Genomic DNA, 26,965 nt, shown 5'->3' on the forward strand with positions numbered 1-26,965 from the left:
CCCGGAGCGGACACCTACCTTCGTGACTACCATCGCGCGATCAAGCTGGGGGGCGAGAGCGCTGGACGCATCCGACATCGCGGTGACCTCCGACAGCGACGCGGTCTTGTGGCGAAGAGCGGCCGAGGGCGACCGCTCCGCGTTCGGCCTGCTGTTCGAACGCCATGTCCAAGCCGTGTGGAACCACGCGTACCGGCTCACCGGGTCGTGGGCGCAGGCCGAGGACGTGACGTCGGCCGCGTTCATGACCGGCTGGTCGAGGCGCCGGGAGGTGACCCTGGTCCGGGACAGCGCGCTGCCCTGGTTCTACGCGGTCGTGGGCAACCTCGCGCGCACCGAGTTCCGGCGGTCGACCAGGTTCCTGCGGGCGGTGCGACGGGTGCCGGTCGAGGAGACCGCGGGCGACCATGCCGACGCCGTCGTCCAGCGGGTCGACGACGACCGGCGTACCAGGGAGGTCGCCGAAGCCGTGCGCTCGCTGCCGAAGGCGGAGCGGGAAGCGGTGGAGCTGTGTCTGTTGGGGGAAGTGTCGACCGCGGACGCGGCCGCGTTGCTCGGGGTCGCGGAGGTCAGCGTGCGATCGCGGCTGTCGCGGGCACGGGCCCGGCTGCGCACTGTGCTGGAGGAGAGGGCATGACCGAGGAGTGGAGGCCGTACGTCGCGCCCCCGCGGGATCTGCCGGACGACGTCCGCGACCGCATCCGGACCCGGGCGCTCGGCGAGGCGGCGGGGGGCAGGCGCCGCACACCGTTGGCCGTGGCGGCCGTCGTCGCACTGCTGGTGGCGGGCGGCTCGGCGGCGGTGGACTGGTTGGCCGGAGTAGAGCCACCCGCCAACGGCCTGCCGGGGCCGGAGGTCGACATGACCCGCGCGCAAACCGAGTTGGACCGCTGCTGGGCCGCCGTCGTGGACGCGGGCAAGGCCGCGCGATTCCCTCATCGGGCGACTTGGCGGCCGGTGATCGGCTGGCAGGTCGAAGGCCGGTGGATCTTGGCGGCCCGGTCTGGGGAGACGCCGATCTTCTGCGAGACGACCACGACGTCGGTGACAGTGGCGGACCCGAAAGCCTTGGCACCAGCCGCGTCGGGGACGGGGACGGCCGCGCTGCTGTTCACCCCGGCGGGCTCCGTCGCGGGGGTAGCGGACCCGACCTGGTCGACGCTGTTCGTCGACGCGGAATCCGGCGGCCCGACCGTGGGCCACGGCACGCAGGCCATGGTGAAGGACGGCATGTGGGTCGGGATGAATCCATTGAGCCAGGGTCCGATGAAGGTCTCCGCGACGGCCCCCATTGGGGACGGTGGCCCCCCGGAGGTCCGCAACCTGCCCACGCCCGCCGCTCCCGCGGTGTCCGTGGTGGATCGTCCCCTTCCGGCGGGCGAACGCGCCTCGTCGCAGGGCGCCTTCCTCGGCGAATGCCTGACGAAGTCGGAGACACCCGTGGTGGACCCCGACGCCTGGCAGCCGGGTGCGATGACGTCCGGTGGGGCGAAACGAACCGTCGTGGCGCGGCTTGGCGATCTGGTGGCGTCCTGCACCCGCGACTATGACGCGGGCACGGGTAGCCGCCGGTTCTCCTTCAGCGTCATCCATGAGGAGGTGATGCTCGCCCGGCCGATCCAGTTCGTCACGCTGGTCGAACCGGAGGCGGGTGAGAGCGCGTGGGCAATCGGGGCGGTCGAACCTGAGGTCTCGGGGATGAAGCTGACCATGAAACCCGGAGCGGAACCGATCTCGGTGCCGATCATCGGTTCGACGTTCGCGTTGCCGATCCCCCAAGAGCTGATGCCACAGGCATATGCAGTGCCAACGGGGGTTCAGGTCGTGGTGACCGATCGCAACGGCAAGGAGATTCACTCCGGGCAGTTGTTCCCGGGGTGACGGTCAGATCAGGTCGAGCGGGTCGAGTTGGACGCGCAGCGGGTCTGGTTCCTTGCGGGCGGTGCGGATGGCTTGGGCCTTGGCCAGGGCGGTGGCCAGGGCTCGGCCTTCGGCGCGGGTCACGCGGATCAGGGCGCGTTCGCGGGCCGCCTGGCCGTTGGCGTCCAGGTCGCCTAGCGGGACCGGGCCGAGGACTTCACCCGTCGGGGGCAGGGGGAGGTCGTCCAGGAATGCGGCGAGGGCGCTGGGGGTGCCGTCGACGGAGGCCATGCGGACGGCCGGGGGGAAGCCGAGTTCGGCGCGGGCGGCGAGTTCGCGGGACGCGTGCCAGACCGGGTCCCAGCGGACGAGGGCCTGGACGGTGGGGGCGGCCGAGTCGGCCATGACGACGACTCGGCCGCCGTCGCTTGCGGGCCTGACCAGCGCGGACGCGGTCATCCAGCGGCGGAGGGCTTCCTCGGTGGCGCGCAGGTCGGCGCGGTTGAGGAGGGCCCAGGCGTCGAGGAGGAGGGCGGCGCCGTAGCCGTGCTCGGCGACTGGTTCGGCGCCGGGGGTGGCGACGACCAGGGCGGGTTCGGGGCCGACTGCGGCGAGGACTTCTTGGCCGCCGGACGTGCGGACGGGGACGCCGGCGAAGGCTCGGCCCAGTTCCTCGGCGGTGCGTTTGGCGCCGATGACGACGGCGCGGAGTTTGCGGGAGCCGCAGGTGGGGCAGCGGTAGTTGGCGTCGGCGGCGGCGCACCAGCGGCAGGCGGGGGGTTTGTTCTCGCCCTGGCTCAGCGGGCCCGCGCAGCGCCGGCAGCGGGCCGGGGTGCGGCAGTCCTGGCAGGTCAGGGCCGGGACGTAGCCGCGGCGCGGGACCTGGACCAGGACGGGGTGGCCTGCCTTGAGGGCGGCTCGGGCCGCGTCGAAGGCGACGGAGGGGACGCGGGCGGTGCGGGCGGCCGGGTCGCGCGCGAGTTGGGTCTCGTGTTCGCCGATGGCGGTCACCCGTGGGGCGGCGTCGCGGATGGCGTCGCGGGTGGCGACGATCTCGGGGGCCCAGCCGGAGTCGACGAGGACCTGGGCCTCGGCGGTGCGGGCGAAACCGGCGACGAGCACGCTGGCCTTGCCGAGGGCGCCGCGCTGGATGAGGACGTCGCGGACGTGTGGGTAGGGCGAGCGCAGGTCGGAGTGCTGGTCGTCGCCGTCGTCCCAGACGACGAGGATGCCTGGCTTCTCGACCGGGGCGTAGGCACTGGCTCGGGTGCCGACCACGATCCGCGCGCGACCGCGCCGCAGGGAAAGCCAGGCCCGGTAGCGCTTCGCGGGACCTTGGTCGGCCGACAGCGCGACAACGGCGTCGGCTCCCGCGAGGGCCACGCAGGCGGCGTGGACGCGGGTGACATCGCGGTGGTCCGGCACGACGAGGACCGCGCCTCGGCCCGCGGAGGCGGCGGTGGCGGCGAGTTCGGCGAGGCGGGTGGGCCAGTCCTCCCCCGGCAGGGCCTGCCAGACGGCGTGGGCTTGCCTGCCGGTGCGGACGGCTTCGAGGAAGGCGGTGCCGCGCGGGTAGCGCGACCAGCCCGCCGGGTCGGGGACGGCGGGCGGTGGGGCGGGTTCGGCGGGGTCCTCGGCTTCGACCCGGCCGTGGCGGGGTGGGATGGCGAGGCGGAGGACGTCGATCATGGTGCCGCCGTAGCGGTCGGCGACGGCGCGGCAGAGGCGGGCGATCTCGGGGGCCAGGACCGGTTCGGGTGAGACGACTCGGTCGAGGAACTGGAGGGTGCCCGCGTGGTCGGACTCGGCGACCCGCTCGATCAGGAACCCGTCGACGAGTTGGCCCGCGAAGCGGACGCGGATTCGGCAGCCGGGGACGGCGTCGGCGTCGAGTTTGTCGGGGACGAGGTAGTCGTAGGTGCGGTCGAGGTGCGCGAGGGGCACGTCGACGTAGACCTTGGCGACGGGGAGATCGGGGGCGGGCTGTTGTTTGCCCTTCGGCGGGGCGGGTTTTTTGGGTGCGGCGACCTCGAACAGGGCGTCGGGGTCGGAGGTCATGTGCGCTGGTTTACCAGAGCGGACCGACGATCACTCGGTGCGGGCCAGCAGGTGCGGTGCCCAAGAGGAGGCGGGGAGGTGCAGAGTTCCCCCATCCGGGTTCTTGGAGTCGCGGAGGTGGACCTCGGTGGAATACGACACCTCGACGCAGTCATCCCCTACGGGGCTGCTGAAGGTCGACTTCCGCCACTCAGCGTGCATGCTGTTTCAGCTCCGTTCGTAATCGGCCGCCATCATCGCCAGGAAGTTCACCGAATCGGCGGAACTCAACGACAGCTTGGCCAGCATATCCGTCAGGCCATGGAACTCGTCGGTGTCTTCCTGCTCGTGCAGGAACCCCGAAGCGCCTTCGTGTTCCACGTAGACGATCGGCGGTTCCTTGGCGAACTCCAGCTTCGAGAAGTAGCCGGGGTTGCGATAGAGCCCGTGCCGGAAAGGGATTACGTGGATGGAGATATTCGGCAGCTTGGCTATATCCATGAGCCAACGCAACTGCTCGACCATCAGTTCCGGGCTGCCGCACGACCGGCGCAAGACGGCTTCATCGATGATGGCCGTATACGCCGGGGCTGCGAGTTTGGTCAGCACCGACTGGCGCTCCATGCGCCCAGTCAGGCGCACGGTCACCTCTTCTTCGCCCGGATCACCGAACGACAAGACCCTCCGCGCATAGCCGCGGGTCTGCAGGAGCCCCGGCACGTATGACGGAGCGAAGTTCACGATGGAGATCGCAGCGTCCTCGAAGATCGGCAAGGCGGGGCGATCGACCGGGAACCGCACCGCGAGCCAGTGCGGCGCCTGCAAGTCCTCCACCAAGCCCATGGTTCGCTTGCGGTCGGGACCGATCACCCCGTAGATCGCCAGCATGGCGGAGACTTCGGCGATGCTCGCGACTCGGCGGGCGTTCTCCGTGCGGTTCAGGGTGGCGATGGAGACGCCCAGCCGCGCTGCGGCTTGGCGAGTGGTGAGGCCCGCGCGCTCGCGCATGGTCGTCAGTTCGTTCCCCAGGGCGCGCATTCGGGCGGGCAGTCGTTCGCTCATGTGTTCATGAGATCAGCTTCCACCCAAGCCGCAACCGCCACGAATGGCTGAGCTTTCTCAGGGGTCGTAACGCTGATCGTGGTAGGCCGCGTACATCGCCACGACTTCCGCGCGGTCGTGCGGTTCCGCCTCTTCGCGGATCCGTCGATTCAACCCGGCCGGGTATCCGTGTTTTACGAGCCGCCGCTCCGACGCGTGCTCCATAAAGGACATCGCGAAGTACAAACCGGTGATATAAGCCAACGTCACCATCGAGAACCGCAACGACAACGGGCCTGGCACCAACATCAGCAGCCACCACGGCGCCAACAGCACCAGCGACCGTGCCAAATGCCGGAAGACCCATGTCCGACACGTCAGGTCCCACAGCACCCAGTGCCGGAACCGATCAGGCAGCCTTCCCCCGATGGCATACCAAAGCCACCGCACGGGGCCAGGACGGTCTCGGACCACACCGGACATGCTAAGCGGCCGGTGTCCAGGTGGCTTGATCACCCTGAACACCGGCCGCTTAGGAAGAACTAGTGACCGACGGCCTGCTTGAGGTCGTCCGCCCGGTCCGTGCGCTCCCACGGGAGGTCCAGCTCCGGGCGACCGAAGTGGCCGTACGCCGCGGTCGGCGCGTAGATCGGCCGCAGCAGGTCGAGGTCGCGAATGATCGCCGCGGGACGGAGGTCGAAGACCTCGCGAATCGCTTCCTGGATCTTCAGCGGGTCGGCGTTCTCGGTGCCGAACGTCTCGACGAACAGGCCCACGGGCGCGGCCTTGCCGATCGCGTACGCGACCTGCACCTCGATACGCGAAGCGAGGCCCGCCGCGACGGCGTTCTTCGCGACCCAGCGCATCGCGTACGCCGCCGAGCGGTCGACCTTTGACGGGTCCTTGCCGGAGAACGCGCCACCACCGTGCCGCGCCATGCCGCCGTAGGTGTCGACGATGATCTTGCGGCCGGTCAGGCCCGCGTCACCCATGGGGCCACCGATGACGAACCGACCGGTCGGGTTGACCAGCAGGCGCACGTTCTCGGTGTCGAGGTCGAGGTCCGCCAGCTCCGGCAGCACGACCTGCTCGCGCACGTCGACACCGAGCAGCTTCTCCAGGTCGACGCCCTCCGCGTGCTGGCTGGACACGACCACCGTGTCCAAACGCACCGCGCGGTCGCCGTCGTACTCGATGGTGACCTGGGTCTTGCCGTCGGGACGCAGGTACGGCAGCACACCGTCCTTGCGGACCTTGGTGAGCCGCTTCGCGAGCCGGTGCGCGAGCGCGATCGGCAGCGGCATCAGCTCGGGGGTGTCCGTGCAGGCGTAGCCGAACATCAGCCCCTGGTCGCCCGCGCCCTGGCGGTCGATCTCGTCCTCGGCGTGGTCCACCCGCGACTCATACGCGGTGTCGACGCCCTGGGCGATGTCCGGGGACTGCGACCCGATGGCGATGTTCACGCCACACGAGTTGCCGTCGAAACCCTTGGCCGAGGAGTCATACCCGATCTTGAGGATGACGTCACGCACGATCGACGGAATGTCCGCGTACGCCTCAGTGGTGACCTCACCGGCGACGTGCACCTGGCCGGTGGTCACCAGCGTCTCGACCGCCACGCGCGAACGCGGGTCCTTGGACAGCAGTGCGTCCAGAACGGAGTCACTGATGGCGTCGCAGATCTTGTCCGGGTGGCCCTCAGTGACCGACTCCGAAGTGAACAGTCGGCGGCTACCTGTCTCACTCACGACTAACCCCACCTCATCCGAAGACTTATCGTCTTCACTTTATCCAGGCGGCGTGTCGCGCCGCGACCGGCTGATTGTGCTCACCACGGCATCCCAGACTTCGGACGCCACTTGTGCTTTCGAACCGAAGGCGATAGCTCGTTCCGTGCCGTCGGCACTGAGCAACCACCCTTCATTGTCCTCGGTCTCGAACGCTTTGCCTTCTCCCACCCTGTTGACCACGAGCAAATCGCAACCCTTGCGGGCGAGCTTGGCGCGCGCGTGGTCGAGGACGTCGGACCCGTTGTCGCCGGTCTCGGCGGCGAACCCGACTATGACCTGGCTGGCGACCTGGCCGGAGCCCGGTTCGCGACGCCGGTTCTCGACCAACTCGGCCAGCACGTCGGCATTGCGGGTGAGCGCGACCGCGTCCGGATCCGCTTCGGTCTTCTTTATTTTGAACTCGGCCCGGTGCGTCGGCCGGAAATCGGCGACGGCGGCGGCCATGACCACCACATCGGCGTCGGCGGCCGCTTTGTGAACAGCGTCGCGCAATTCCGCCGCGGTTCCGGCATTGATGATCTCCGCGCCCGCGGGCTCCGGGAGCGCGGCGGTGTGGGCGGAGACCAAAGTCACGCGCGCGCCGCGCTGCACGGCCGTGCGTGCGAGGGCGTAGCCCTGCTTGCCGGACGAGCGGTTGCCCAGGAAACGGACCGGGTCGAGAGGCTCGCGGGTGCCGCCCGCCGAGACGACGACGTGCAGACCCTCCATGTCGCGCGGGAGGGCGTCGGAGCGGGCCATCAGCAGCCGGGCCAGGTCGACGATCTCGGCCGGGTCGGCGAGCCTGCCCTTGCCGGTGTCGGCGCCGGTGAGCCTGCCGCTGGCGGGCTCGGACACCACGACCCCGCGCGAACGCAGGGTGGCGACGTTGGCCTGGGTGGCCGCGTGCTCCCACATCTCGGTGTGCATGGCCGGGACCATCAGCACCGGGCAGCGCGCGGTGAGCAGGGTGTTCGTCAGCAGGTCGTCGGCCAGACCGTGCGCGGCCTTGGCGAGCAGATCCGCCGTCGAGGGCACGACCACGACGATGTCGGCCTCTTGGCCGAGTCGCACGTGCGGCACCTCGGGCACATCGGAGAACACGCCGGTGTGGACCTTGTTGCCGGACAGGGCCTCGAAGGTCGCGGCACCGACGAACCGCAGAGCGGCCTCGGTCGGCACCACCCGCACGTCGTGACCGGACTCGGTCAGTCGGCGCAGGACCTCACAGGCCTTGTAGGCGGCGATGCCGCCGCCTACGCCCAGGACGACCCGAGGCCGGGACGTCACTCGCCCTCGGTGTGCTCAAGCAGACCGGAGTGGATTTCGCGCAGCGCGATGGACAGCGGCTTCTCGCGCGGGCCGGGCTCGACGAGCGGGCCGACGTACTCGAGAAGACCCTCGCCCAGCTGGGCGTAGTAGTCGTTGATCTGACGCGCGCGCTTGGCCGCGTAGATCACCAGGGCGTACTTGGAGCTGACCTTCTCGAGCAGGTCATCGATCGGCGGGTTGGTGATGCCTTCGAGGGCGGTCGACGGCTCGCCCAATGCGCCCAACTCGGTAGGGGTGATCACTCGCAACAGCTCCAGGTCAATCCGATGATGGCGTGAGTACCAAGGTTAGCAACTCGGTGGCGGCCTGCCGTACATCGGCATTCACCACGACCGCGTCGAACTCCGTCGACGCGGCCAGTTCTTCCTGCGCTATGGCCAGCCTACGGGCGACCACGGTCTCCTCCTCGGTGCCACGGCCGGTGAGCCTGCTCACCAGCGTGTCCCAGGACGGCGGCACCAGCATGACCAGCTGGGCCAGCGGCATGGCCGCGCGCACCTGGCGCGCGCCCTGCAGCTCGATCTCCAGCACGGCCGGCTTGCCCGAGGCCAGCGCGGCCTCGACCGGGGCGCGTGGGGTGCCGTAGTGGTTGCCCGCGAACTCCGCGTGCTCCAGCAACTCGCCCGCCTCGACCATGCGGTCGAACTCGGCGCGGGTGACGAAGTGGTAGTGCGCGCCGTCGATCTCGCCGGGGCGCGGGGCCCTGGTCGTGACCGAGACACTGAAGTAGAGGTCGGGGTGGAGCCTGCGCAGTTCGCCGACCACGCTCGACTTGCCCACACCCGACGGACCCGACACGACAGTGAGCCGGGACCGGGTAGCGACACCCGGGCCCGGCTCACGGCCGTTCAAACTGTCATTCACTCGCTGGGGAACTCGGCGAGCAGGGCCTTGCGCTGACGGTCTCCGAGACCGCGAAGACGGCGGCTCGGGGCGATCTCAAGGCGCTCGATGATCTGCTGAGCACGCACCTTGCCGACGCCTGGGAGGGCCTCCAGCAGAGCGGTCACCTTCATCTTGCCGAGGATCTCGTCGTTGTCCGACTGAGTCAGCACGTCCTTGAGGGTGGTGCCGCCTCGCTTCAGGCGCTCCTTGAGCTCAGCCCGGACGCGACGGGCGGCAGCCGCCTTCTCCAGCGCTGCGGCCCGCTGCTCCTCGGTCAGCTGGGGAAGGGCCACGATTTCCTCCGTGGGGATTGGTTCTCCGGATCGGTGCCAGGACGTTACCGAGCCCTGGCCTGCGAAGACAACGCGGGTCCCGTCTGTGCGCACGGTGACGACGTGCTAGAAGTTGATCAACGTCCGCGCTTGGGCGGTGCTGTGACCTGCGTCGATCGTTTGCGTGGGGGCGGAAAGTGGCTCGTCACGGAGCGCGATCGGGCGCCCACGGGAGGAGAAAGTGTCATTTCCACCACTTTCCGAGTTGTTCTGAACACACCCTGTCAGACGACCCGCTGCTACCTGCGGGAACAGGTTTGGGGTTCGCGCATCCACCGAATGGCGCAATGTGGGCCGATTCTGCGTCCGATTTTCGCGGCGGGGTGCGGTGCCGCTGATGGGGAAACGCCGGGATCAGGACGCGTCGAGGGGCAGGTCTGGGGCTAGGGGTGCGGAGGAAATTCGGGGCTTGCCGATGCCGTTTTCTCGCGCACGAGAAACGGCATCGCGGGCATTGGAAGGCCGCATATGGGCGCCGCGCTGCCGGGAGGGGCTCAGGGGGCCATGGGCGTACCGGACCGGGCAGGGTTACGGACGCGGCGGGTCGACAGGCGTGCGGGGCGGCTGGAGGGGGTCGGTCTCGCACGCACACATGCGAACGAGAAGACGGCGCCGTGAGGTGCCACGGCGCCGTCTTCTCGTGCGTTGTTCAGCCTGCGGCCAGTTCGTCCCTGGCCCGCAGCGCGGCGGTGCGGAGGGCCGCGACATCAGGGCCGTGTTTCAAGACGTCCCTGGAGCTGGTGGGCAGCACGTGGGCCATCGGACCGAACACCCGGTCCAAGTCCGCCGCGCCCGCGCCCTGGGCGCCCACGCCGGGGGCCAGGATCGGGCCGTTGAGCTTGGACAGGTCCAGGCCCGTCTCCCCCACCGTCGCGCCGATGACCAGGCCCACCGAGCCCATCGGGTCGGCACCCGCGTTTCGCAGAGACGCTTCGTCCACGACCGTCTGCGCGACCAACTTGCCGTCGCCGACCGCGCGCTGGACCGACGCGCCCTCCTTGTTCGACGTCAGCGCCAGGACGAACACGCCTCGACCCGTTCGCTCCGCCTCGTCGATCGCCGGAGCCAGCGAGCCGAACCCCAGGAAGGGCGACAGCGTCACCGCGTCCGCGGCGAGGGGGGAACCCTCACCGAGATACGCGGCGGCGTAGGCGGCCATCGTGGAGCCGATATCGCCCCGCTTCACGTCGAGCAACACAAGCGCGCCCGCCGCCTGGGACTCGGCGATCACACGCTCCAACACAGCGACCCCGCGCGACCCGTAGGCCTCGAAGAACGCCGACTGCGGCTTGAGGACCGAGATCTCCCCCGCCAGCGCCTCCACACACGTCAGAGCGAACCGCTCCAGGCCGCTGACGTCCTGGGGCAGACCCCACGCGTCGAGCAGGCCGGGGTGTGGGTCGATACCGACGCACAGGCGCCCCCGCGCGGCGACCGACTCGGCCAGCCGCGCGCCGAACGGGGCCCTCACTTGCGGCCCTGGGCGGCCACGTCGGCCCGCAGGGACGCCTGCAGCTCCTGCAGGGACCGCACGCCGATGTCGTCGCGGATCAGGGCCTCGATGCCGTGCACCGCCGCCGCCGCGCCCTGGATCGTGGTGATGCAGGGGATGTCGCGCGACACGGCGGCCGTGCGGATCTCGTAGCCGTCGACACGGGGGCCGGGGTTGCCGTACGGGGTGTTGATCACCATCTCGACCCCGCCCTCGCGGATGAGGTGGACGATGTCGACCTCACCGGGGACCGCCTCGGTGTGCTTGCCGACGACCGTGCACGGAATCCCGTTGCGCCGCAGCACTTCCGCTGTGCCCGAAGTCGCGAGGATCTCGAACCCGAGGTCGGCGAGGCGCTTGACCGGGAACACCATGGCGCGCTTGTCGCGGTTGGCGACGGAGACGAACACGCGGCCCGACGTGGGCAGCGAGCCGTAGGACGCCGTCTGCGACTTGGCGAACGCCTTGCCGAAGGACACGTCGATGCCCATGACCTCGCCGGTGGACTTCATCTCCGGGCCGAGCAGCGAGTCGACGCCGTGGCCTTCCTTGGTGCGGAAGCGGTGGAACGGCAGGACCGCCTCCTTGACCGCGACCGGCGCGCCCGGAGGCAGCTCGGCGCCGTCGCCGAACGCGGGGAGCATGCCCTCCTCGCGCAGCTCCGCGATGGTGGCGCCGAGCATGATCCGCGCGGCGGCCTTCGCGAGCGGGGCCGCGGTGGCCTTGGAGACGAACGGGACCGTGCGGCTCGCGCGCGGGTTGGCCTCCAGGACATAAAGCACGTCGTCCTTGAGCGCGTACTGCACGTTGAGCAGGCCGCGCACGCCGACGCCCTTGGCGATCGCCTCGGTGGAGCGGCGGACCGCCTCCAGGTCGGTGCGGCCCAGGGTTATCGGAGGCAGGGCGCACGAGGAGTCGCCGGAGTGGATGCCCGCTTCCTCGATGTGCTCCATCACGCCGCCGAGGTAGACCTCGTCGCCGTCGCACAGGGCGTCGACGTCGATCTCGATGGCGTCGTCGAGGAACCGGTCGACCAGCACCGGGTGCTCCGGGCTGACCTCGGTGGCCCGCTGGATGTAGCCGGCGAGGGTGGCCTCGTCGTAGACGATCTCCATGCCGCGGCCGCCGAGCACGTAGGACGGGCGGACCAGGACCGGGTAGCCGATCTCGTCGGCGATGCGCTTGGCACCGGCGAACGAGGTGGCGGTGCCGTACTTCGGCGCGGGCAGCCCGGCCGAGGTCAGCACCTCGCCGAACGCGCCGCGGTCCTCGGCGAGGTGGATCGCCTCCGGCTGGGTGCCGACGATCGGCACGCCCGCGTCGGCCAGCCGCTGCGCCAGGCCCAGCGGGGTCTGGCCACCGAGCTGGACGATGACGCCCGCCACGGTGCCGGAGCGCTGCTCGGAGTGCACGACCTCCAGGACGTCCTCGAACGTCAGCGGCTCGAAGTAGAGCCGGTCGGAGGTGTCGTAGTCGGTGGACACCGTCTCCGGGTTGCAGTTGACCATGACGGTCTCGAAACCGGCTTCGCGCAGGGCCATCGCGGCGTGCACGCACGAGTAGTCGAACTCGATGCCCTGGCCGATGCGGTTCGGGCCGGAGCCCAGGATCAGCACCTTGGGCTTGTCGTGCTGCGGCGTGACCTCGTTCTCGGCTTCGGGGTCGAGCTCGTAGGCCGAGTAGTGGTAGGGCGTGTTCGCGGCGAACTCGGCGGCGCAGGTGTCGACCGTCTTGTAGACCGGGCGCACGCCGAGGCGGTGGCGCAGCGAGCGGACACCGTCCTCACCGGCGAGTTCGGGGCGCAGCGCGGCGACCTGGCGGTCGGAGAAGCCCGCCCGCTTGACCCGACGCAGCAGCGGCTCGTCGAGCACGGGCGCGTCCATGACCTCGGTGCGCAGCTCGATGAGCGACGCGATCTGGTCGATGAACCACGGGTCGATGCCGCTGGCCTGGTGCACGTCGTCGACGCTCGCGCCCATCCGCAGCGCGCGCTCGACGGTGTAGAGCCTGCCGTCGTGCGCGGTCCGCAGGGCGTCGAGGGCGGTCTCCTGGGTCATGGTGTCCGGGTCGGGCCGGGTCCAGAAGCTCGCGTCCTTGGTCTCCATCGACCGCAGGGCCTTGCCCAGCGCCTCGACGAAGTTGCGGCCGATCGACATGGCCTCGCCGACGCTCTTCATCGTCGTGGTCAGCGTGGCGTCGGCGCCGGGGAACTTCTCGAACGCGAACCGCGGGACCTTGACCACGACGTAGTCGAGGGTGGGCTCGAACGACGCCGGGGTCTCGCCGGTGATGTCGTTGGTGATCTCGTCGAGCGTGTAGCCGATGGCGAGCTTCGCGGCGATCTTGGCGATCGGGAAGCCGGTCGCCTTCGACGCCAGCGCGCTGGAACGCGACACCCGCGGGTTCATCTCGATGACGACCATGCGGCCGTTGCCCGGGTGGATGGCGAACTGGATGTTGCAGCCGCCGGTGTCCACGCCGACCGCGCGCAGCACGTCGATGCCGACGTCGCGCATGTGCTGGAACTCGCGGTCGGTCAGCGTCATCGCGGGGGCGACGGTGACCGAGTCGCCGGTGTGCACGCCCATCGGGTCGATGTTCTCGATCGAGCAGATGACGACGACGTTGTCCTTGCGGTCGCGCATCAGCTCGAGCTCGTACTCCTTCCACCCGAGCACGCTCTCCTCGATGAGCACCTCGGTGACCGGGCTCTCGGTGAGGCCGGTGGAGGCGAGCCGCTCCAGCTCGTCGTGCGTGTGCGCCATGCCGGAGCCCAGGCCGCCCATGGTGAACGACGGGCGGATGACGACCGGCAGACCCAGGTCGGCGACGGTCTCGCGGACCTCTTCCATCGAGTGGCACACGCGGCTGCGCGGGGTCTCGGCGCCGATGTCGGCGACGATGTTCTTGAACTTCTGCCGGTCCTCGCCGCGCTGGATGGCCTCGATGTCGGCGCCGATCAGCTCGACGCCGAACTTCTCCAGGACACCCTTCTCGTGCAGGGCGACGGCGGTGTTGAGCGCCGTCTGCCCGCCGAGGGTGGCGAGCACCGAGTCGACCGGGTGGCCCGCGTCGAGTTCGGCCTGCAGGACCTTCTCCACGAACTCGGCCGTGATCGGCTCGATGTAGGTGGCGTCGGCGAACTCCGGGTCGGTCATGATCGTCGCCGGGTTGGAGTTGACCAGGCTGACCCGCAGGCCCTCCTCGCGCAGCACGCGGCAGGCCTGGGTGCCGGAGTAGTCGAACTCGCAAGCCTGGCCGATGACGATCGGGCCGGACCCGATCACCAGCACGTGCTTGATGTCTTCACGCTTAGGCATCTTCGCCTCCCATCAGAGTCACGAACTGGTCGAACAGATCGGCGGCGTCGTGCGGTCCGGCCGCCGCTTCGGGGTGGTACTGCACGGAGAACGCGGGCACGTCGAGCGCGCGCACACCCTCCACACAGCCGTCGTTGGGGCAGTAGTGGCTGACCTCGGCGGCGCCGAAGGGGGTGTCGAACCGCTCCCCCGCCTCGCCTTCGAGGGCGAAGCCGTGGTTCTGCGAGGTGATCGCGACCCGGCCGGTGGCGACGTCGATGACCGGGATGTTGATACCGCGGTGGCCGTACTGCATCTTGTACGTCCCGCGGCCGAGCGCGCGTCCGAGGATCTGGTTACCGAAGCAGATGCCGAACAGCGGGATCCGCCGCTCCAGCACCGACTTGGTCAGCGCGACCGCGTGGTCCTGGGTGGCCGGGTCGCCCGGGCCGTTGGACAGGAAGACGCCGTCGGCCTCGATGGCGAGGATGTCGTCGAGCGTGGCCGACGCGGGCAGCACGTGGGTCTCGATGCCGCGCGCGGCCATCATCCGCGGGGTGTTGGACTTGATGCCCAGGTCGAGGGCGGCCACCCGGAAGCGGCGCTCACCGTCGGCCTTGACCACGTAGGTCTCTTTGGTCGTGACGTCGCGCGCGAGGTCCGCGCCCGCCATCTGCTCGATCTCCCGGACCCGGCCGACCATGTTGTCGACGTCGGTCAGGTCGTCGCCGGAGAACACACCGGCGCGCATCGCGCCGCGCTCGCGGATGTGCCTGGTCAAAGAGCGGGTGTCGACGCCGCTGATGCCGACGACGGCCTGGTCGACCAGGACCTCGTCGAGGCTGCGGGTGGAGCGCCAGTTGGAGGCGATGCGCGCGGGGTCGCGCACGACGTAGCCGGACACCCACACCTTCGTCGACTCGTCGTCCTCGTCGTTCCAGCCGGTGTTGCCGATCTGCGGGGCGGTGGCCACCACGATCTGCCGGTGGTACGACGGGTCGGTCAGGGTCTCCTGGTAGCCGCTCATCGCGGTGCAGAACACCACCTCGCCGAACGTGGTGCCGGTGGCGCCGAAGGCTTCGCCGCGGAAGACCCGGCCATCCTCCAGCACCAACGCGGCGGCAGTCCGCGTGCTCTTACTCACCGTGCGGTACCTCCGGGGTATTGGTCTTCAGGGCGCGTACAGCGGGCACCCATGTTTCGTAATCGGTCTTCTCGTCGGCCCGGAAGCCGGTGTCGAACTGGCTGTCGCCGATCGCCCAGCGGATCACGAGCAGGCCGTCGCCGCCCATGATCTTTCCGGCGATGCCGGCCTCCGTGCGCGCGTCCACGACCGACTCGGCGGGAATCCACACGGGACTCGCGCCGGTGCGGTCAAAGAGCACGCCCTCGGTAAGCAGGTGGGCGGTCGCGTCGGCGCGGTAGCCGACGTCGCCCACGGCGACCCGGTCCTGCCAGCTCTTGTCCGTCACGGTGCTCGCGTAGACGCCCGTGCTCGGCGGTAGGAGTTCCTCGGTCTCACGCGAACGCACGCGCTCGAGCAGACCCGCGGGAACCTGCGGGAAGGCGGGCAGGACAGCGGACTGTCGGCGGCCGCGGTTGCGGTAGCCCCACAGCATCAGGCCGACCAGCAGCAGGAAGATCGCCAAAAACAGCAGGGAAAGCCCGAGCCTGCTCATCGGACCGCCTTCCCGTCGCGGGCGGTGACCTCGCCGCGCAGCAGCGTGGCGACCACGGTGCCCGGCAGCTCCATGCCCTCGTACGGGGTGTTGGCGGCGATGCTGGCGAGGTCGGCGCCGTGGACCGTCCAACGGCCCGCCGGGTCGACCAGGGTCAGGTTCGCCGGTTCGCCGACCGCGATCGGGCGACCCTGATCGGGTAGCCCGGCGATCTCAGCGGGGCGCTCGCTCATCACCCGGGCGACACCGCGCCAGTCCAGCAGGCCCGGCTCGACCATGGTCGCCACCACGATCGGCAGCGCGGTCTGCAGACCGAGCATGCCGGGGCGGGCGGCGGACCACTCGCAGTCCTTGTCCTGGTGGGCGTGCGGGGCGTGGTCGGTGGCGACGCAGTCGACCGTGCCGTCTGCCAGCGCCGCGCGCAGCGACTTGGCGTCGTTGGCGGTGCGCAGCGGCGGGTTGACCTTGTTGACCGGGTCGTAGGTGTTGAGCCGGTCGTCGTCGAGGAGCAGGTGGTGCGGGGTGACCTCGGCGCTGACCTGGGTGCCGCGGCCCTTGGCCCAGCGCAGGACCTCCGCGGTGCCCTCGGTGGAGACGTGGCAGACGTGCAGCTTGGCGCCCGCGTGCAGGGCCAGCAGGCAGTCGCGGGCGACGATGGACTCCTCAGCGACCGCGGGCCAGCCGGTGAGACCCAGGCGCGCGGCCGTCTCACCCTCGTGGGCCTGCGCGCCGACGGTCAGCCGCGGCTCCTCGGCGTGCTGCGCGATGACCACGCCCAACGCCTTGGTGTACTCCAGGGCGCGACGCATGATCAGCGGGTCGGCGACGCAGAGGCCGTCGTCGGAGAAGATCCGCACGCCCGCTTTGGCCATGGTGCCCAGCTCGGCGAGCTTCTCGCCCTTGAGGCCCACGGTGACCGCGCCGACCGGGTGGACGTCGACGAGGCCGACCTCCTGGCCGCGCCGCCACACGTGCTCGACGATGACCGCGTTGTCGGCGACCGGGTCGGTGTTGGCCATGGCGAACACGGCCGTGTAGCCACCGAGGGCGGCGGCGCGGGAACCGGTCTCGATCGTCTCGGTGTCCTCGCGACCCGGCTCACGCAAGTGGGTGTGGAGATCGACGAACCCCGGGAGGGCGACCAGGCCGTCCGCCTCGATGACCTCGTCGGCTTCTAAGCCATTGCCGATTTCGGCGATGACACCGTCGCGGATCAACAGGTCTACGGGATCGCCTTCGCCATAGGGCTTGGCGCCGCGGATGACCAGGGTCATGAACCGTCTTCCTCTCCGGCCAGCAGGTGGTACAGCACGGCCATCCGGACGTGCACCCCGTTGGCGACCTGTTCGGTGATGGCCGCGCGCGGCGAGTCGGCGACCGCCGGGGCGATCTCCATCCCGCGCAGCATCGGACCGGGGTGCAGCACGACCGCGTGCTCGGGCAGCAACCGCGCCCGCGCTTCGCTGAGGCCGTAAGTGATCGAGTACTCCTTGGCGGACGGGAAGAAGCCGCCGTGCATGCGCTCGGCCTGCACCCGAAGCATCATGACCGCGTCCAGCGTCGGCAACTCGGCGTCGAGTTCGTGGCTGACCTGAACCGGCCAGTTCTCCACACCCGCGGGCAGCAGCGTGGGCGGCGCGACGAGGACGACCTCGGCGCCGAGCGCGGTCAGCAGGTGCACGTTGGATCGCGCGACCCGGCTGTGCAGGACGTCACCGACGATCGCGACGCGCCTGCCGTCGATCCCGCCGAGCCGGTCGCGCAGCGTCGCCGCGTCGAGCAGGGCCTGCGTCGGGTGCTCGTGGGTTCCGTCACCCGCGTTGATGACGCTCGTGCCGACCTCGGAGAGCCAGCCCGCGAGACGATGCGCGGCTCCCGAAGCCGGGTGGCGCACGATCACGCAGTCGGCGCCCGCGGCGGCCAGCGTGAGGCCGGTGTCGCGAAGGGACTCGCCCTTGCCCACAGAGGACCCGCCGGAGGAGACGTTGACCACGTCGGCGCTCATCCACTTCCCGGCGATCTCGAACGAGACGCGGGTGCGGGTGGAGTTCTCGTAGAACATGGTGATCACCGTGCGGCCGCGCAGCGTCGGCAGCTTGCGGACCTCACGGCCCAGCAGGGTCTTCTTGAGACCGTCGGCGGTGTCCAGGATGGCCAGCGCGGTCGCCGGGTCGAGGCCGTCGGTGCTCAGCAGGTGCTTCACTCGGACTCCTCCGGCCTGCGCAGCAGAACGGCGTCGTGACCGTCGGTCTCGGCGAGTAGGACGGCGACCTCCTCGGATCGGGCGGTGGGCACGTTCTTGCCCACGTAGTCGGCACGGATGGGCAGTTCGCGGTGGCCGCGGTCGACGAGCACGGCGAGCTGGACCGCGCGCGGGCGGCCGGCGTCGCGCAGCGCGTCGAGGGCGGCGCGGATGGTGCGGCCGGAGAACAGCACGTCGTCGACCAGGATGACCAGGGCGTCGTCGATCCCACCAGGCGGCAGCGCGGTCGCGCCGAGCGGGCGGGTGGGTTTGCGGCGCAGGTCGTCGCGGTAAAGGGTCACGTCCAGCGTGCCCACCGGGACCTGGATGTCGGTGAATTCGGCGATCTTCGCGGCCAGCCGCTCGGCCAGCGGGCCGCCACGAGTGGGTACGCCCAGCAACACGACCGGGCTCGCCCCGGATGCGCCGAGGGCGGTTTTCTCGATGACCTGATGGGCCATTCGAGCGATGGTGCGCGCGACATCGCCGGCCGAAAGCAGCTCACGCTGCCCAGCCGGGTCTGCCGCGCCGCGGTCTCGCGACGCCACAGTGGACTCCTTCCCCGCCTCACTGGACGGGCTTTAAAGGATGTCGATCAACCCAGTTGACCTGGGCTCACGTCGACCGTATCAGGCCGATTCCGGCGACTTGGCGGGTGGTCGGGGGCATGTTCGCCAGGTCTCATGGTCCGATCAGCTTGACCTGGTGACAACTCTGGGTAACCATTACTCAGCGTGTTGATTTGAAGCTACCCGAGGCTGTCGCTTAGCGCCGTCGGGGCGAACGAACGGAGAACCGCCGCATGGGCGACTACGCCAAGGCGCTAGGAGCCAAGCTCCGCGCCATCCGCCAGCAGCAGGGGCTGTCGCTGCATGGCGTCGAGCAGAAGTCCGGCGGCCGCTGGAAGGCCGTCGTGGTCGGCTCCTACGAACGCGGTGACCGTGCCGTCACCGTGCAGAAGCTGGCCGAACTCGCGGACTTCTACGGCGTGCCGGTGGTGGAACTCCTGCCTGAGGGCCGGGTGCCGTCCGGTGCCGAGCCCGCCACGAAGATCGTGATCAACCTGGAGCGGCTGCAGCAGCTGCCCGCGGAGAAGGTCGGCCCACTGGCCCGATACGCGGCGACCATCCAGAGCCAGCGCGGCGACTACAACGGCAAGGTGCTCTCGATCCGCACCGAGGACCTGCGGTCGCTCGCGATCATCTACGACATGACCCCCGGCGAGCTGACCGAGCAGCTCATCGACTGGGGCGTGCTGCCCCCTGAGGCCCGCCCGTCCAAAGAGGATTAAGCCGGGACAGCAAAACACCCGAACGCGCGCAGACGGGGATGCTGCGCGGTCGGGTGTTTTTCATTAGTGCCTAGCGAGAAGCACGGAGCCGGTCGGCGATACCGCCGATCCGACCCAGCACGCCGTTGACGAACCGCGGCGAGTCATCCGTCGAGAGCGTCTTGGCCAACTGCACGGCCTCGTCGATCGCGACGGCGTCGGGCACGTCGTCGGCCCAGAGGATCTCGTAGAGGCCCAGCCGCAGGACCGCGAGGTCAACGGCGGGCATCCGGTCGAGCGTCCAGCCCTCGGCGTGTTCGGTGAGCAACTCATCGATGCGGGCCTGGTTGGCGCACACACCCTCGACGAGCGTGATCGTGTAGTCGTTCACCGGGGCGACGTCCGGCGAGCCGACCCGGGTCGCCATGAGGGTGACCGGGTCGTCGCCTCGCAGGGCCGCCTCGAAAAGGAGGTCGACCGCGCGCTTGCGTGCCTTGCTTCGGGCTCCCACGTCAGCTGCTGACCCGGCCGAGGTAGCGCCCGTCGCGGGTGTCGACCTTGACCTTCTCGCCCGTGGTGACGAACAGCGGCACCTGGATCTCGGCGCCCGTCTCCAGCTTGGCCGGCTTGGTGCCACCGGTGGAGCGGTCGCCCTGCAGGCCCGGGTCGGTGTGCTCGATGACGAGCTCGACCGAGACCGGGAGCTCGATGAACAGCGGCGTGCCCTCGTGCGAGGAGACGTTCGCGCTGCTGTTCTCGAGCATGTACTTCGCGGCGTCGCCGACGACCTCGGGCGAGATCGAGATCTGCTCGAAGGTGTCGCCGTCCATGAAGACGTACTCGGAGCCGTCGTTGTACAGGTAGGTCATGTCGCGGCGGTCGACAGTCGCGGTGTCGACCTTGACGCCGGCGTTGAACGTCTTGTCGACGACCTTGCCGGTCATCACGTGCTTGAGCTTGGTCCGCACGAAGGCAGGGCCCTTACCCGGCTTGACGTGCTGGAACTCGGTGACGGTCCAGAGCTGACCCTCGAGGTTGAGCACCAGGCCGTTCTTCAGGTCGTTGGTCGAAGCCACGAGCTAGATCTCCTGTGTTTCGCGCATGGGTGATCGTCCTAGACGACCATGAGCTGCTTGGTGGTCAAGGTGAGGAGCTCGGGTCGGCCATCCCGCACGACCAGCGTGTCCTCGATGCGGACACCGCCCTTGCCGGACAGGTAGACCCCCGGCTCGACCGTGACCGCCATGCCGGCGGAAAGTGTACCTTCACCGGTCTTGGCCAGGGCGGGTGCCTCGTGGATCTCGAGTCCGACGCCGTGTCCGAGGCCGTGGAGGAACTCCGCACCGCGGCCGGCGTTCTCGATCACCTCGCGAGCGGCGGCGTCGACGTCCTGTACTCGGGCTCCCGGTTTAAGAGCGGCGCGGCCCGCCGCCTGTGCGGCGGCGACCAGGTCATAGACCTCGCGCTGCCAGTCGGCGGGCTGACCGAGCACCAGGGTCCGAGTCATGTCGGAGTGGTAGCCGTCGATGAGCGCGCCGAAGTCGAGTTTGACGAAGTCGCCCTGGTGCAGGACGGCGTCGGTGGGGCGGTGGTGCGGGATGGCCGAGTTGGCGCCGGTGGCGACGATCGAGTCGAACGAGGGCTTGGTGGCGCCGTGGTCGAGCATCCGGTTCTCCAGGTCGCGGGCGACCTCACGCTCGGTGCGGCCCACGGTGAGGCCGCCGTGCTCGATCAGGTCGGCGAGCGCCCGGTCAGCCGCGGCGCAGGCCATCCGCAGCGCCTCGACCTCGGTGTCGTCCTTGACCATGCGCAGCCGCTCGACCAGGTTCGGCGCCCGGGTGAACTTGAGCGAGGGGGCGGCCTCGGTGAGGGCGTCGAGACCGTCGACGGAGACGTGCTGGCTCTCGAACCCGGTGCGGCGGTAGGCGGCGTCGTTGTCCACCTTCGCGGCGAGGGCCAGCGCGCTGGAGCGGTCGATGAGGTGCTCCAGCTCGGGGACCTGCAGGCTCGCCTGCTCCACGTAGCGGCCGTCGGTGCAGAAGACCGTGCGCTCCTCGCCGTCGGCGTGCACGAGCAGCGCGCCGTTGGAACCGGTGAAGCCGGTGAGGTAGCGCAGGTTGAGCAGGTCGGCGACCAGCACGGCGTCGAGCCCCTGCTCCCGCAGCAACTCGCGCAGGTTGGCGCGGCGACGAACGTGAGCGTCAGGCATAGACGTGAGCTTACGACTCACCAAGCTCCCTCGTCGGGTCGTCACGTCCTACTCTGCAGTAATGCAGACGTGGGTTATTCGGGGTGTGGTGTTGGCCGTCGTCCACGCGGTGGCGGCGGTCGTGGTGGCGATGCTCAAGGCATCCGAGCCGACCGGGCGGACGTTTGTCGAGGCGCTGGTCCTGGGCGTGCTGGTGGGTGTCGCAGCGACCTGGGCGGCGGTGGACGCCTGGCGCGGCGTGGCCGACCGGGCTCGGGCTTGGGTCATCGCCGCGCTGATCGCCGGGTGGGGTTCGGCGGTGCTGACCGTCATCGGGCGGGCCGTGCTGGTGGACCAGACGGGCACCAGTTCCCTGGGTTCAGCCCTGACCGGCGGCGCCGCGTTCACCGCCCTGCTCGTGCTCGTCCCCGCGGGTCTCGGCCTGATCGTCGGCACCAAACTCGAACGCCCCTCCCCCACCGCAGGCAAACGCCGCAAGTCCCGCACCTAACCCCGCGAGTCGCCCCTTCCAGCAAGTGAGTCGCCCCCTCCGGCAAGTGAGTTCGACATTCGCGGTGCTCGCGGCCCAGGCTCACCGTTGAACTCACTTGCCTGGAGGGGCGACTCGTTTGCCTGGAGGGGCGACTCGCGGGTCAGGGGGTGAGGGTGGGGGCGTCTGGGTAGTCGCGCCAGCGGCGTGGGGTGATGGGGACCGGGACGGACGAGTTCAGCGCGGCCAGCGCCGGGTCGGTGAAGGGCCAGAGGTGTTCGTCGAGCACGAAGGCCAGGCGGCTGTCGGCGGTGACCACCTTGGCGGCGGCGTCGAGGCGGGCGCGGACCGGCAGGGATTCGAGCGCGGGGATGCGGCTGTCCAGCACGCGGACGGCGAGCCGCTCCGCCACGGCGCGGCGTTCGACCCGCAGCAGGCCGCCCTCGACCACCACATCGATCGTGCGCTGCGGCGATGGCATGGCGAACCCGCGCAGCGCCTCGGGCGCGCGGGCCGGGTCTTCGCAGGCGCCCGCGTTCGCGATGTCGGCGCCGAAGTGGACCAAGTCGGTCGGGGCGTGCCCGGTGCGGGTCGCGCGGACCAAGTCGACGGGGATGCGGTCGCACGGGTCCTCGACCGAGCGGATGGCGTGCCCCTGCGGGTCGCGCACCAGGCCGGGGCCTTCCTTCCACGGGCCCGGGATGTGGATGGGCTGCGCGGGTGACCTGCGGAAATCCTTGTCCCAGAAGGTGATCGTCGTGCCGTGCTCGGTCTCGTGGGCGATGGCGAACGCGCCCAGCGCGGGCACCCACATGAGGTCCGCGCTGAACGCGTCGACCACGGAGCGCATTCGGGCGGCGGTGCTGCTGAACGCGCGGAAACCGCCGGGCGACAGCGTCTCCACGTCGACGGTGAACGTGGGGTCCTTGGCGCGCAACAGGAACTGGCCCGCGCCGTTCCACCCGGCGTCGCTGCCGGTGGTGTCGGTGAACATCAGGTAGAACCAGCCGTCGACGTACACCGCCGCGGGCTGGCCCGCGCCGTAGATGTTCTCGCGCAGCACGTTGCGGGCCGCGGTGACGATCGGCTTGCCGCCGTTGCCTCTGCTCCAGACGCGACCGTCGGGGCTGGTGGCGACCCCGATCGAGTTGCCGTGGGCGTGGTCGCCCGCCGCGCCGGTGTAGTACATGTAGTAGACGCCGCGGACCTTGATCACCGATGGGTCGCACGTGTGCATTCCGTCGAAACCCGTTGCGCTGCCGGAGAAAATCGGTGTCGCGGGGCTGCCGTCAGGTCCGACGAACCTGCTGTCCAGGGAGGTCGACTCGGCGAGGAGGATGTCGTCGCCCGGCGGGTTGGCCACCCCGAGCTGGCTGCACCACCACATGCGGTAGCGGCCGCCGTCGAGCATCAGCGTCGGGCCGTAGTTGTACGGGGCGTCACCGCCGCCTGCCGCGACCACGCCGGGGCTCTGCCGCGGGCGGTCGGTGCGCAGCGTCAACTGCGGGGTCGGCGGCGCCTCGGACGGAACCGCCGACGTGGCGGTGGGTCGGGATGAGCCTGCTTCACCCGCGGCTGTGGTGCAGCCTGCGAGGAGGCCGCCGATCAGCAGAATCGACGCGGCCCGGCAGCGCGGACTCGACATGCGGGGGTGATCGGCCTTCCGGGCGGGTGACGGGAGGGCCCCAGTGTAGGGGTGCCGCGTCGTCCGGATGGGTGAATCGGACGATCAAGGTTTGGCGTTGTCCGCCAGCCACCGCAGGGCCAGGGCGTAGCCGTCGACACCGAGTCCGACGATCACCCCCGCGGCCAGCGCGGACAGGTAGCTGTGGTGCCGGAAGTCCTCGCGCTTGTGCACATTCGAGATGTGCACCTCGATGAGCGGCGCGGTGAGCTGCGCGGCGGCGTCGCGGACCGCGATCGAGTAATGCGTCCACGCAGCGGCGTTGAGCACGACCGGGATCTTGTTCTCGGCGGCCTCGTGCAGCCAGCCGAGCATCTCGCCCTCGTGGTCGGTCTGCCGCACCTCGACGTCGAGGCCCAGGTCGGCGCCGGTCTCGACGCAGAGCCGGGCCAGGTCGGCGTGGGTGGTGCTGCCGTAGATCTCCGGCTCACGCGTGCCGAGCCTGCCCAGGTTGGGGCCGTTGAGGACGAGCACCTTCACAGCATCACCCCGGTCGATCCGCTCGGCTCCGCCGCGATCGCCGAGTAGGCCGCCGCGAGGAGCGACGGGTCTGGTCCCTCCAGCCTGCTGGGCTTGGCGAGACCGTCGAGGACGACGAAACGCAGGACACCGGACTTGGTCTTCTTGTCGCTCAGCATGCCCTCGATGAGCTGCGGCAGCGCGTCGGCGTCGTAGGTGACCGGCAGGCCGATGCTGGTCAGGATGCTGCGGTGGCGGTCGGCGGTGGCGTCGTCCAGCTTGCCCGCGAGCCGGGCGAGTTCGGCGACGAAGACCATGCCGACGCTGACCGCGGCGCCGTGGCGCCACTTGTAGCGCTCGCGGCGCTCGATGGCGTGAGCCAGGGTGTGGCCGTAGTTGAGGAACTCACGCAGGTCCGATTCGCGCAGGTCGGCGGCGACGATGTCGGCCTTGATCTGGATCTTGCGGCGGATCAGCTCGCCGATGACCTCGCCCTCGGGGTCGAGCGCGGCGGCCGGGTCGGCCTCGATGAGGTCGAGGATGACTGGGTCGGCGATGAAGCCGCCCTTGATCACCTCGGCCATGCCCGCGACCAGCTCCCAGCGCGGGAGAGTGGCCAGGGTGGCGAGGTCGACCAGGACCGCGGAGGGCTCGTGGAAGGCGCCGACGAGGTTCTTGCCCGCTTCGGTGTTGATGCCGGTCTTACCGCCTACGGCCGCGTCGACCATGCCGAGCAGGGTGGTCGGGACGTTGACCAGCTTGACGCCGCGCATCCAGGTGGCGGCGACGAAGCCTGCGAGGTCGGTCACGGCGCCGCCGCCGAGGGCGACGACCGTGCCCTGGCGGTCAAGGCCGATGCGGCCCAGCACCTCCCAGCAGAACGCGGCGACGGAGAGCGCCTTGCCGTCCTCGGCGTCGGGGATCTCGATGCGGTGGGCGTCGATCCCGGCGGCGACCAGCTCGTCGCGGGTCGCCTCGGCCGTGGCGGCGAGCGTCGGCTGGTGGATGATCGCGACCTTGGAGGCGCCCTTGACGGCTTCGATCAGGTCGTCGAGCAGGCCCTTGCCGATGACGACGTCGTAGGGCTTCTCGGTGGCGACCCGGATACGCACCGGCTGCACGGTCATTCTCCTCGGTTCAGGACGGTGGCGAGCTGGGAGACGATCTCGTCCGGCGACTTGGTGTCGGTGTCGACCTCGACGCTCGCTATCTCACGGTAGAACGGGAGCCGGGCGTCGAGCAGCTCCTTGAACTTGGCGCGCGGGTTGACCCCGGCGAGGAGCGGCCGGGCGGTGGACAGCCCGGTGCGGCGCACGCCTTCGGCCATGCCGACGTTGAGGAACACGACGGTGTGCTCGGCCAGCAGCTTGCGCGACTGCTCGGAGAGGACCGCCCCGCCGCCGAGGGACAGGACGCCGTCGTGCTCACGCAGCGCGACCGCGACGGCCTTCTCCTCGGCGGCGCGGAACGCCGCTTCGCCGCCGTCGGTGAAGATGTCGCTGATCGACTTGCCCATGGTCTCGACGATGTCGGCGTCGGTGTCGCGGAACGCGACCCCGAGCGCCTCGGCGAGGGCCGTGCCGATGGTGGTCTTGCCCGCGCCCGGCGGGCCGACCACGACGGCGACCGGGCTCACCAGCGGTTCCGGAGCGCTTCGAGGTAGCCCTCGACGTTGCGCTTGGTCTCGGCGAGCGAGTCGCCGCCGAACTTCTCCAGCGCGGCCTCGGCGAGGACGAGCGCGAAGACGGATTCGAGCACGACGCCCGCCCGGGGCACCGCGCACACGTCCGAGCGCTGGTGAATGGCGACGGCCGGTTCACCAGTGACGACGTCGACGGTCGACAGGGCGCGCGGCACCGTGGAGATGGGCTTCATCGCGACGCGGGCGCGCAGCGGCTCACCGTTGGTGATGCCGCCTTCGAGCCCACCGGCCCGGTTGGACCGCCTGGTCACGCCTGCGACGGTGCCCTCCGCCCGGTCGATCTCGTCGTGCGCCTGGCTCCCCCACCGGCGGGCGGTGGTGAAGCCGTCGCCGATCTCGACGCCCTTCATGGCCTGCACGCCCATGAGCGCGCCCGCCAGTCGAGCGTCGAGGCGGCGGTCCCAGTGCACGTGCGAGCCAAGGCCCGGCGGCAGGCCGTAGGCGATGACCTCGATGACGCCACCGACGGTGTCGCCCGCCTTCTTGACGGCCTCCACCTCGGCGACCATGGCCTCGGTCGCCGCCGCGTTGAACGCCCGCACCGGGCTCTCGTCGATGGCCGCGAGGTCACCGGGCCCCGGCGTCGGGCTGTCCGGCGACGCCTCGGCTCCGCCGATGGACACGACGTGGCTGATGACCTCGACGCCGAGGAGCTGGCGCAGGAAAGCCTTCGCCACCGTGCCCAGCGCCGTGCGCCCCGCGGTCTCCCGCGCGCTGGCGCGCTCAAGTACGGGGCGGGCCTCGTCGAAGCCGTACTTCTGCATGCCGGGCAGGTCGGCGTGGCCGGGGCGGGGCCGGGTCAGGGGCTCGTTGCGGCCCAGCTCGGCCAGCTCGGCCGGGTCCACCGGGTCGGCGGACATGACCTTCTCCCACTTGGGCCACTCCGCGTTGTCGATGTGCACGGCGATCGGGCCGCCCTGGGTCAGCCCGTGGCGCACCCCGCCGAGAAACTCGACCTTGTCGGTCTCGAAGCCCATGCGGGGGCTACGCCCAAACCCGAGCCTTCGGCGAGCGAGCTGCTCGTTCAGGTCCGATGTGGTGACCTCGACCCCCGCCACCATGCCTTCCAGCACGGCGACGAGCGCGGGTCCGTGTGATTCTCCGGCGGTAATCCAACGCAGCACGGCCTGATCCTGTCATGACACCCCGGCCCCCGACCGCGCGGATGGGACGAAGGGAACAGTGACGAATCCGACGAAACGGCTGG

Annotated in this window: 28 protein-coding genes; 4 read left to right on the forward strand and 24 right to left on the reverse strand. The window is 70.2% G+C overall.

Annotated elements, in window-relative coordinates; translation table 11 throughout:
* The first annotated feature begins 82 nt into the window (after positions 1 to 82).
* Positions 83 to 637: an RNA polymerase sigma factor gene (locus C8E96_RS30605; protein ID WP_228770119.1), complete on the forward strand. Its 555-nt coding sequence runs from the start codon at positions 83 to 85 to the stop codon at positions 635 to 637.
* On the forward strand, positions 634 to 1,881 hold the full coding sequence (locus tag C8E96_RS30610; protein ID WP_091380696.1) for a hypothetical protein: 1,248 nt from the start codon (positions 634 to 636) through the stop codon (positions 1,879 to 1,881). The genes C8E96_RS30605 and C8E96_RS30610 overlap by 4 nt, the downstream gene beginning before the upstream one ends.
* 3 nt (positions 1,882 to 1,884) lie before the next feature.
* On the opposite strand, the gene C8E96_RS30615 is transcribed toward C8E96_RS30610, so the two are convergent.
* From C8E96_RS30615 to pyrR, 16 genes are all read right to left on the reverse strand, one after another.
* Entirely contained in the window at positions 1,885 to 3,918 is a 2,034-nt protein-coding gene (locus C8E96_RS30615) for a primosomal protein N' (RefSeq protein WP_091380698.1), read from the reverse strand.
* Positions 3,919 to 3,948: 30 nt separating this feature from the next.
* The gene (locus tag C8E96_RS30620; protein ID WP_091380699.1) at positions 3,949 to 4,119 is read right to left on the reverse strand and encodes a DUF397 domain-containing protein; all 171 of its coding nucleotides are present in this window, start codon (positions 4,117 to 4,119) and stop codon (positions 3,949 to 3,951) included.
* Positions 4,120 to 4,125: 6 nt separating this feature from the next.
* Entirely contained in the window at positions 4,126 to 4,959 is an 834-nt protein-coding gene (locus C8E96_RS30625) for a helix-turn-helix domain-containing protein (RefSeq protein ID WP_091380701.1), read from the reverse strand.
* A 57-nt stretch (positions 4,960 to 5,016) separates the two neighbouring features.
* Positions 5,017 to 5,421 carry a DUF5313 family protein gene (locus tag C8E96_RS30630; protein ID WP_091380703.1) on the reverse strand — a complete coding sequence of 135 codons (405 nt, stop codon included), beginning with the start codon at positions 5,419 to 5,421 and terminating at the stop codon, positions 5,017 to 5,019.
* Between the two features lie 59 nt (positions 5,422 to 5,480).
* Positions 5,481 to 6,662, reverse strand: coding sequence for a methionine adenosyltransferase (gene metK / locus C8E96_RS30635; RefSeq protein WP_091381406.1), 1,182 nt, complete (start codon positions 6,660 to 6,662; stop codon positions 5,481 to 5,483).
* Positions 6,663 to 6,725: 63 nt separating this feature from the next.
* Positions 6,726 to 7,994 carry a bifunctional phosphopantothenoylcysteine decarboxylase/phosphopantothenate--cysteine ligase CoaBC gene (gene coaBC / locus C8E96_RS30640; RefSeq protein WP_166658173.1) on the reverse strand — a complete coding sequence of 423 codons (1,269 nt, stop codon included), beginning with the start codon at positions 7,992 to 7,994 and terminating at the stop codon, positions 6,726 to 6,728.
* Entirely contained in the window at positions 7,991 to 8,278 is a 288-nt protein-coding gene (rpoZ, locus tag C8E96_RS30645) for a DNA-directed RNA polymerase subunit omega (RefSeq protein WP_091380704.1), read from the reverse strand. The genes coaBC and rpoZ overlap by 4 nt, the downstream gene beginning before the upstream one ends.
* Before the next feature lie 16 nt (positions 8,279 to 8,294).
* The gene (gmk, locus tag C8E96_RS30650; protein ID WP_091380706.1) at positions 8,295 to 8,900 is read right to left on the reverse strand and encodes a guanylate kinase; all 606 of its coding nucleotides are present in this window, start codon (positions 8,898 to 8,900) and stop codon (positions 8,295 to 8,297) included.
* Complete coding sequence (gene mihF, locus C8E96_RS30655; RefSeq protein WP_091380708.1) at positions 8,897 to 9,214, reverse strand: integration host factor, actinobacterial type; 318 nt, start codon at positions 9,212 to 9,214, stop codon at positions 8,897 to 8,899. Before mihF ends, gmk begins: the two co-directional genes overlap by 4 nt.
* A gap of 688 nt (positions 9,215 to 9,902) precedes the next feature.
* A complete protein-coding gene (gene pyrF, locus C8E96_RS30660; RefSeq protein ID WP_091380710.1) occupies positions 9,903 to 10,724 on the reverse strand; it encodes an orotidine-5'-phosphate decarboxylase in 822 nt (273 codons plus the stop codon).
* Entirely contained in the window at positions 10,721 to 14,065 is a 3,345-nt protein-coding gene (carB, locus tag C8E96_RS30665; RefSeq protein WP_091380712.1) for a carbamoyl-phosphate synthase large subunit, read from the reverse strand. Before carB ends, pyrF begins: the two co-directional genes overlap by 4 nt.
* Complete coding sequence (gene carA, locus C8E96_RS30670) at positions 14,058 to 15,188, reverse strand: glutamine-hydrolyzing carbamoyl-phosphate synthase small subunit (RefSeq protein WP_091380714.1); 1,131 nt, start codon at positions 15,186 to 15,188, stop codon at positions 14,058 to 14,060. Before carA ends, carB begins: the two co-directional genes overlap by 8 nt.
* Positions 15,181 to 15,723 carry a PH-like domain-containing protein gene (locus C8E96_RS30675; RefSeq protein ID WP_091380717.1) on the reverse strand — a complete coding sequence of 181 codons (543 nt, stop codon included), beginning with the start codon at positions 15,721 to 15,723 and terminating at the stop codon, positions 15,181 to 15,183. The genes carA and C8E96_RS30675 overlap by 8 nt, the downstream gene beginning before the upstream one ends.
* A complete protein-coding gene (locus tag C8E96_RS30680) occupies positions 15,720 to 16,997 on the reverse strand; it encodes a dihydroorotase (protein WP_091380720.1) in 1,278 nt (425 codons plus the stop codon). Before C8E96_RS30680 ends, C8E96_RS30675 begins: the two co-directional genes overlap by 4 nt.
* Entirely contained in the window at positions 16,994 to 17,926 is a 933-nt protein-coding gene (locus tag C8E96_RS30685) for an aspartate carbamoyltransferase catalytic subunit (protein ID WP_091380723.1), read from the reverse strand. Before C8E96_RS30685 ends, C8E96_RS30680 begins: the two co-directional genes overlap by 4 nt.
* On the reverse strand, positions 17,923 to 18,513 hold the full coding sequence (gene pyrR / locus C8E96_RS30690; RefSeq protein WP_091380726.1) for a bifunctional pyr operon transcriptional regulator/uracil phosphoribosyltransferase PyrR: 591 nt from the start codon (positions 18,511 to 18,513) through the stop codon (positions 17,923 to 17,925). Before pyrR ends, C8E96_RS30685 begins: the two co-directional genes overlap by 4 nt.
* A gap of 254 nt (positions 18,514 to 18,767) precedes the next feature.
* Here pyrR and bldD point away from each other — a divergent pair, with 254 nt between their 5' ends.
* The gene (gene bldD, locus C8E96_RS30695; protein WP_018686187.1) at positions 18,768 to 19,256 is read left to right on the forward strand and encodes a transcriptional regulator BldD; all 489 of its coding nucleotides are present in this window, start codon (positions 18,768 to 18,770) and stop codon (positions 19,254 to 19,256) included.
* Positions 19,257 to 19,326: 70 nt separating this feature from the next.
* Here the strand turns inward: bldD and nusB are convergent, their stop codons facing one another.
* The 3 genes from nusB to C8E96_RS30710 are packed head-to-tail and all read right to left on the reverse strand — an operon-like array spanning position 19,327 to position 21,444.
* Complete coding sequence (gene nusB, locus C8E96_RS30700; protein WP_091380729.1) at positions 19,327 to 19,746, reverse strand: transcription antitermination factor NusB; 420 nt, start codon at positions 19,744 to 19,746, stop codon at positions 19,327 to 19,329.
* Position 19,747: 1 nt separating this feature from the next.
* Positions 19,748 to 20,311, reverse strand: a complete 564-nt coding sequence (gene efp, locus C8E96_RS30705; RefSeq protein ID WP_091380732.1) for an elongation factor P — start codon at positions 20,309 to 20,311, stop codon at positions 19,748 to 19,750.
* 38 nt (positions 20,312 to 20,349) lie between these two features.
* A complete protein-coding gene (locus tag C8E96_RS30710) occupies positions 20,350 to 21,444 on the reverse strand; it encodes a M24 family metallopeptidase (RefSeq protein ID WP_091380735.1) in 1,095 nt (364 codons plus the stop codon).
* A 61-nt stretch (positions 21,445 to 21,505) separates the two neighbouring features.
* On the opposite strand from C8E96_RS30710, the gene C8E96_RS30715 reads away from it, so the two are divergent.
* On the forward strand, positions 21,506 to 21,934 hold the full coding sequence (locus tag C8E96_RS30715; protein ID WP_091380737.1) for a B-4DMT family transporter: 429 nt from the start codon (positions 21,506 to 21,508) through the stop codon (positions 21,932 to 21,934).
* A gap of 142 nt (positions 21,935 to 22,076) precedes the next feature.
* Here C8E96_RS30715 and C8E96_RS30720 read toward each other — a convergent pair whose 3' ends face one another.
* The 5 genes from C8E96_RS30720 to aroC form a co-directional block, all read right to left on the reverse strand.
* Positions 22,077 to 23,558, reverse strand: a complete 1,482-nt coding sequence (locus C8E96_RS30720) for a glycoside hydrolase family protein (RefSeq protein ID WP_091380740.1) — start codon at positions 23,556 to 23,558, stop codon at positions 22,077 to 22,079.
* Between the two features lie 84 nt (positions 23,559 to 23,642).
* Entirely contained in the window at positions 23,643 to 24,077 is a 435-nt protein-coding gene (aroQ, locus tag C8E96_RS30725; protein ID WP_091380743.1) for a type II 3-dehydroquinate dehydratase, read from the reverse strand.
* Complete coding sequence (aroB, locus tag C8E96_RS30730; RefSeq protein WP_091380744.1) at positions 24,074 to 25,183, reverse strand: 3-dehydroquinate synthase; 1,110 nt, start codon at positions 25,181 to 25,183, stop codon at positions 24,074 to 24,076. The genes aroQ and aroB overlap by 4 nt, the downstream gene beginning before the upstream one ends.
* A complete protein-coding gene (locus C8E96_RS30735; RefSeq protein ID WP_091380747.1) occupies positions 25,180 to 25,692 on the reverse strand; it encodes a shikimate kinase in 513 nt (170 codons plus the stop codon). Before C8E96_RS30735 ends, aroB begins: the two co-directional genes overlap by 4 nt.
* Positions 25,689 to 26,882 carry a chorismate synthase gene (gene aroC / locus C8E96_RS30740; RefSeq protein ID WP_091380781.1) on the reverse strand — a complete coding sequence of 398 codons (1,194 nt, stop codon included), beginning with the start codon at positions 26,880 to 26,882 and terminating at the stop codon, positions 25,689 to 25,691. The genes C8E96_RS30735 and aroC overlap by 4 nt, the downstream gene beginning before the upstream one ends.
* Between the last annotated feature and the right edge of the window lie 83 nt (positions 26,883 to 26,965).

It is taken from the genome of Actinokineospora alba, from assembly GCF_004362515.1.
Classification (GTDB): Bacteria; Actinomycetota; Actinomycetes; order Mycobacteriales; family Pseudonocardiaceae; genus Actinokineospora; species Actinokineospora alba.

Coding starts and splice junctions, on each gene's coding strand:
- C8E96_RS30610 (WP_091380696.1), top strand. CDS start 634: ATGACCGAGGAGTGGAGGCCGTACGTCGCGCCCCCGCGGGATCTGCCG.
- C8E96_RS30615 (WP_091380698.1), bottom strand. CDS start 3,918: ATGACCTCCGACCCCGACGCCCTGTTCGAGGTCGCCGCACCCAAAAAA.
- C8E96_RS30620 (WP_091380699.1), bottom strand. CDS start 4,119: ATGCACGCTGAGTGGCGGAAGTCGACCTTCAGCAGCCCCGTAGGGGAT.
- C8E96_RS30625 (WP_091380701.1), bottom strand. CDS start 4,959: ATGAGCGAACGACTGCCCGCCCGAATGCGCGCCCTGGGGAACGAACTG.
- C8E96_RS30630 (WP_091380703.1), bottom strand. CDS start 5,421: ATGTCCGGTGTGGTCCGAGACCGTCCTGGCCCCGTGCGGTGGCTTTGG.
- carB (WP_091380712.1), bottom strand. CDS start 14,065: ATGCCTAAGCGTGAAGACATCAAGCACGTGCTGGTGATCGGGTCCGGC.
- C8E96_RS30675 (WP_091380717.1), bottom strand. CDS start 15,723: ATGAGCAGGCTCGGGCTTTCCCTGCTGTTTTTGGCGATCTTCCTGCTG.
- C8E96_RS30680 (WP_091380720.1), bottom strand. CDS start 16,997: ATGACCCTGGTCATCCGCGGCGCCAAGCCCTATGGCGAAGGCGATCCC.
- bldD (WP_018686187.1), top strand. CDS start 18,768: ATGGGCGACTACGCCAAGGCGCTAGGAGCCAAGCTCCGCGCCATCCGC.
- C8E96_RS30710 (WP_091380735.1), bottom strand. CDS start 21,444: ATGCCTGACGCTCACGTTCGTCGCCGCGCCAACCTGCGCGAGTTGCTG.
- C8E96_RS30715 (WP_091380737.1), top strand. CDS start 21,506: ATGCAGACGTGGGTTATTCGGGGTGTGGTGTTGGCCGTCGTCCACGCG.
- C8E96_RS30720 (WP_091380740.1), bottom strand. CDS start 23,558: ATGTCGAGTCCGCGCTGCCGGGCCGCGTCGATTCTGCTGATCGGCGGC.
- aroB (WP_091380744.1), bottom strand. CDS start 25,183: ATGACCGTGCAGCCGGTGCGTATCCGGGTCGCCACCGAGAAGCCCTAC.